Annotated in this window: 5 protein-coding genes and 1 tRNA gene; 4 read left to right on the top strand and 2 right to left on the bottom strand. The window is 44.5% G+C overall.

Features of this window, described 5'->3' with window-relative positions; all coding sequences use genetic code 11:
• Both AC3DOM_RS16400 and AC3DOM_RS16405 read right to left on the bottom strand, forming a co-directional pair.
• Positions 1–209, bottom strand: a 209-nt coding sequence (locus AC3DOM_RS16400; RefSeq protein WP_487920115.1) for a 2-oxoacid:acceptor oxidoreductase family protein, incomplete at its 3' end; no start/stop codon positions are given.
• Between the two features lie 7 nt (positions 210–216).
• Positions 217–891, bottom strand: a complete 675-nt coding sequence (locus AC3DOM_RS16405) for a FadR/GntR family transcriptional regulator (RefSeq protein ID WP_487920116.1) — start codon at positions 889–891, stop codon at positions 217–219.
• A 170-nt stretch (positions 892–1,061) separates the two neighbouring features.
• Between AC3DOM_RS16405 and AC3DOM_RS16410 the strand changes: the two genes are divergently transcribed.
• The 4 genes from AC3DOM_RS16410 (at position 1,062) to AC3DOM_RS16425 (ending at position 3,849) form a co-directional block, all read left to right on the top strand.
• Positions 1,062–2,654, top strand: coding sequence for a hypothetical protein (locus AC3DOM_RS16410; protein ID WP_487920117.1), 1,593 nt, complete (start codon positions 1,062–1,064; stop codon positions 2,652–2,654).
• Positions 2,655–3,089 carry a hypothetical protein gene (locus AC3DOM_RS16415; protein ID WP_487920118.1) on the top strand — a complete coding sequence of 145 codons (435 nt, stop codon included), beginning with the start codon at positions 2,655–2,657 and terminating at the stop codon, positions 3,087–3,089.
• Positions 3,090–3,095: 6 nt separating this feature from the next.
• Positions 3,096–3,168: transfer RNA gene (locus AC3DOM_RS16420), tRNA-Arg, on the top strand.
• Positions 3,169–3,432: 264 nt separating this feature from the next.
• Complete coding sequence (locus tag AC3DOM_RS16425; RefSeq protein WP_487920119.1) at positions 3,433–3,849, top strand: Hsp20/alpha crystallin family protein; 417 nt, start codon at positions 3,433–3,435, stop codon at positions 3,847–3,849.
• Positions 3,850–3,888 lie beyond the last annotated feature (39 nt).

Consider the following 3,888-nt stretch of genomic DNA (forward strand, 5'->3'; position numbering starts at 1 on the left):
TCCCTGCTGGCAGTATAGCCCTCCTTGCTCAGGCGAATGGTATACCAGGTGGGTAGTCCCTGAATATTGGATGGAAACATATTTTTTCCAGTAACCGGAATGCCCATCTTAAACAGGGCTCGCAGGATTGTCAGGTTAGATGTTTGGCTTCCGGATCCATTGGATGTTCCAACAGTAATTGAAAAATCATTAATTATTTTATTTTTCATAGCTTCCTCATTTGAAACTTTGCGGATTGGGTCTCGCTGCAATCAACTCGGTATGGTCCATCAAAAATTGATGTGCAGTTTTATATGCACCACGTTCAATTGCATCAATCATATCAGAGTGGTATGTCCATACATTTGTTAAATAGGTATAGTCAGTAAATACGTTTAGATGAACGGCCTCGTAAGCCTCCCAATAAGCTTCTAATATTCCAGTAACAAAAATATTATTCAAGCGACGATAAATCAGCAAATGCAGATCGCGATGTTCCTGATGGGGTATTTTAGCTGGATTGCCTCGCAATTTTTCCCACGCTTGTTCGACCAGTGCCTTAAGCTCTTGAATATCATCTTCAGTAAGATATTCAACCGCCTGACAGAAATAGGCGGATTCTACGTGAGTGCGTAAATCAGAATAGCTCTCAAAATTATTCCGGTCACACAGGATCGCATAGCCAAGACTCTGTTGAAGGGCAGGAGTAAAGGTGTAAGGTAATTGTTGGGTTCCTGTACGTGGCTTAACGGCAACCAGGCCCAATGCACGCGCGACTGCGACTTGCTCTCGTAATGACGCGCGATTAATCCCCAATTCCTCGCTAAGTTTGTCTAAGGGGGGAATTCCGTTTATTTTTGCCTCTTCAGGAGAGGCAAGATATTTCAAAAACTCAGAAAGATTTGTGAACATTAATTAGATATATTCCATTAATCTGATTATTCAGGGAATTGAAGTTTATCATCCTTGTTTATTAGCGTCAAGTTGAAGATTGCAGATTGCTGGGGTATAATGAAACGCTTGTTATGTAAGCTAATAAATCTCTGCCCGTTGGGTAAATTCGTAATCAAAGGCAAATAATAATGAATGCTCCATCCATCATTCCTGCTTCTTATTGGCAGGCACTGGAAATAAATAAAAAAGACACAGATTTCCTGCTCGCATATCTTTTTGAGCTTGAAGCTCCACAGAAAACCGGGGATTTGGTTTTTGCTTTGGCGACAGAGCGAGTACGGTATGAACAGGAAGCGATATTAAAAAAACGGAAGGGATCTGGAAAAATATATCTTCCTAGAGATCGGTATGAAGTTGGCGATGAGTTGACTTTTCCAGCCCTAGGTTGGAAAAAGGGCAAGGTGATTTCAGCGCGTGAGGGCAAAAACCCTGAAATTGAAAACTTTGAGGTTATGACGATTGAGATGGAAGATGAAAGTGAGCATCTCTTCGCAATGGGCGTGGATGATCATTCTCTTAACCATCAGGAAGACACAGGGGAAGGGGATGGAGATGTTGATATGAGCCAGGTGATTAGTCTTTATGGGCCAGATCTCGAAGTAAAACTTGCCGATGCTTTACGAGCAGGGGATGAGCTGGTAAGCATTGCCGGCCATTGGTTCCCGCGCGCTTTGCTAATGGATGTAAATATTGGTCACTTGAACCTGGCTGAGGCCATTCTCGATGTAGCAGAAGGCGAGCCGCAAGAAACTTCAGTGATCATGAAAGATATCGAATTACCTGAAGGCGATAACCCTGGTCTGACTGAGTTTTCACTCAACTATGCTCTCCAAAAAGATCCACGCTTTGATGAGGTTGGCTCTACAGGCAAGGTTCTCTGGTGCCTGGAGCGCCTGGAACCGGAGGCTGTCCGTCACACACCAGACATGCTTCGCTATACATCCATGGATCTGGATCGCTCTACTTTGACTGCAGATATGCTTGCGCTTGAATCCAGACTGGATGATGAACTAAGCGAGATCAAATTTGATGGGCCTCCCCTAAAGAATGCAACCATCAGCTTGCTGTACCCACATTGGCGTCTTGGCACATTCCCGATATCAGAGCGGGTTCGTTCCTTGTTTCCAACTGCTTATGAGTCTCCAAGAATCCGCTTCACATTGGTGGATGGCAAGAGTGGAGAAAAAATGCCTGCATGGGTGGTCAAAGATAATCGTTATGTGTATGGATTAAAGGGATGGTATGAAGAAAATGGGTTAATTCCAGGTAGCCTGATAGATATTCGTCAGGGCAAAACCCTTGGTGAGGTGATCATTACTGCGCAAACCCACCGCAGCAAACGCGATTGGGTAAGATCGGTAATATCCGGATCGGATGGAGGTCTTGTTTTCGCAACCCTCAAACAGGCTATCAATGCAAAATTTGATGAGCGAATGGTTCTTGCCATCCCTGATCAAGATGCCTTGGATAAAGCCTGGGAATTGGCTCAGGATAATAAGCAAGGGTTTGAGACCCTGGTGAGAAAGGTTGTGACGGAATTGACCAAACTCAATCCGCAAGGGCATGTTCATGTGCAGGAAGTTTACTCGGCCCTGAATTTGCTCAAACGCTGTCCGCCGGCCCCGCTATTTAGCTTATTTGCGACACGGCCATGGGCAAACCATGTTGGCGACCTTTATTTCAATTTGCAAGACGAAGCTGTTAGCAAAGAAGAGGTGTAGATGGCCGAGAAAAAAACATTTAGTCTGGTTAAACCGACCTTGGACACCCCCTTTCATATTGATTTTGCCTGGTGGCAGCAAAACGACCGTGATTGGCGCGTATACCTTCGTTCCTTGATGTGTGTCGAGCACCAGGAAGTTTTCGCCAATTGGCAGGATGGCGATTTTGTTGATGCAATAGACCCGGAAACAGCCGAGGTCAAAGTTGTCGATGGGATGCAAAACACTCTAATGTTGCATTGTGCCCTTGCTCCAGAATTTCTGACAAATAGAACAGCCATGGTTGAAGCCGCCTTTAGACTATTTCTTGTCAATGGGAATGTACCGATGACATCTCGAGAGCTGGCAGCAAGATTGGAACGCCCGGAGATGACAATATTAAAAACTTTGGCCGGCGTTCGGGTTTATCGCGGCTTGCGTCCAATTAGTAAATAATAAAATGCCCCTGTAGCTCAACGGATAGAGCACCGGCCTTCTAAGCCGGGGGTTGCGGGTTCGAATCCCTCCGGGGGCGCTAATAATTATTTGAAATGGAAGAGATATTCGATAAGATTATTTGTTTGTAACTACTCAGCATGGCAAAAATAGAACACGGATTCGACCTGATTTTCTCCGAGAAAAGCAAAAAGGTTTTTAAAATCCGTGTAAATCTGCCTGATCTGTGAGAATCCGCGTCCCATCTTGATAGAGACTGGGCAGTTGCATATTTTTGTAAATACACAAAGAGTGACCAGGTACCTTCTAATTTGTTTTCCTCCAGCTTATAAAGGAGATTTTGATGCCGCCTATTATTCGTAAAATTGTAAAACCACCTAAAACGAAAGCGGATCGACATGCTGTTAGGCAGGCAATAGGCTGGCAGGTTCAGGTTCACTCGAACCTGTGGAGCCCCCCGACAGATCTATACGAAACAAAAGATAATTATATTGTCCGCGTTGAGATATCCGGGATGCGCGAGGCCGATTTTACGGTCAGCGTTGAAGGGAGTTTTCTTGTTATTAGCGGTAACCGATCTGATGTTCAGGAGCGACGCGCCTATCATCAGATGGAAATCCGTAGTGGAAAATTTAACAGCGCAATCAGCTTACCAGGCCCCATTGATTTTGAAAAAACCACTGCTGAATATGAAGATGGTTTTTTTGTCGTCACACTGCCAAAGCTAAAACCAAGCAAGATCGCTATACAGGAAGAATAAAATTTTATGACTGCATCACGTTGGCATGCAAATCTTTCC

The organism is Candidatus Desulfolinea nitratireducens (genome assembly GCF_982879505.1).

Excerpts from the sequence above, each read along its gene's own strand:
- AC3DOM_RS16405 (WP_487920116.1), bottom strand. The coding sequence starts at position 891 with ATGTTCACAAATCTTTCTGAGTTTTTGAAATATCTTGCCTCTCCTGAA.
- AC3DOM_RS16410 (WP_487920117.1), top strand. The coding sequence starts at position 1,062 with ATGAATGCTCCATCCATCATTCCTGCTTCTTATTGGCAGGCACTGGAA.
- AC3DOM_RS16415 (WP_487920118.1), top strand. The coding sequence starts at position 2,655 with ATGGCCGAGAAAAAAACATTTAGTCTGGTTAAACCGACCTTGGACACC.
- AC3DOM_RS16425 (WP_487920119.1), top strand. The coding sequence starts at position 3,433 with ATGCCGCCTATTATTCGTAAAATTGTAAAACCACCTAAAACGAAAGCG.